1 protein-coding gene is annotated in these 726 nt (G+C 61.2%); it reads left to right on the top strand.

All coding sequences use genetic code 11. The features are described from left to right. Positions 1 to 726, top strand: a 726-nt coding sequence (locus ACR0NJ_RS21270) for a hypothetical protein (RefSeq protein WP_480819085.1), incomplete at both ends; no start/stop codon positions are given.

The raw sequence follows: 726 nt of genomic DNA, 5'->3' as shown, positions 1-726 counted from the left end.
ACAGGATTGGTGCCGTTGCCCGTATGGCTCCACATGGGGCAACCCTTGGGCTTTCCGACGAGGCCGTTGCTTTGGGGTCGCTGGTTCGGGGCAAGGATGCGGCCAACTTCGCGCTTGAGAACGAACGGGCCAAGATTGACGCAAACCGCCGGGAATACCCCGTCACGTCCATAACGTCAGAGGCGGCTGGGGGCTTGGCCATCCCCGCTACAATTCTCAGCAATGCAACCCGCGCACCGATGGCAGGACAGGCTGCGGTAGCGGGAGCAACGGGCGGCGCATATGCTTCATCGACCGGAGAGGCCGTCAAGCAGGGTGCCAGAACCGGGGCTTTGACCGGTGGCGCATATGCAGCGGCAGAGGGCGAAACAGCGAGAGGGCGTTTGTCAAACATTCCCGGCGGTTTAATCGGCGGTGCCGCTGGTGGCGCAGTTGCCGTGCCGCTTACGAAAGTCGTGGGTTGGGCTGCGCAAAAGGTAGGAAAGCCCGTAGCCCGTCTATTGTCGGATCGGCGATACTACACACCCGAAGGCGGGATTACACCCGCTGGCCGGGATGCGCTGAGGCAGCTAGGCTATGACGCAGATGAGTTGAGCGATGCCTTTGCCCGCGAGTTCTCCAAGGGCATTGACGAAGGCGTTGATCCGCAACTTGCCGCCCGTGCCGCCGAAATGGAAGAATTCGGTATTCCGGCATTCAAACACAACGTGACAGGTGATGTGAACG

It is taken from the genome of Ruegeria sp. F11 (assembly GCF_056533855.1).
The sequence above is the reverse complement of the archived record's forward strand: the minus strand, read 5'-3'. Positions and strand labels throughout refer to the sequence as shown.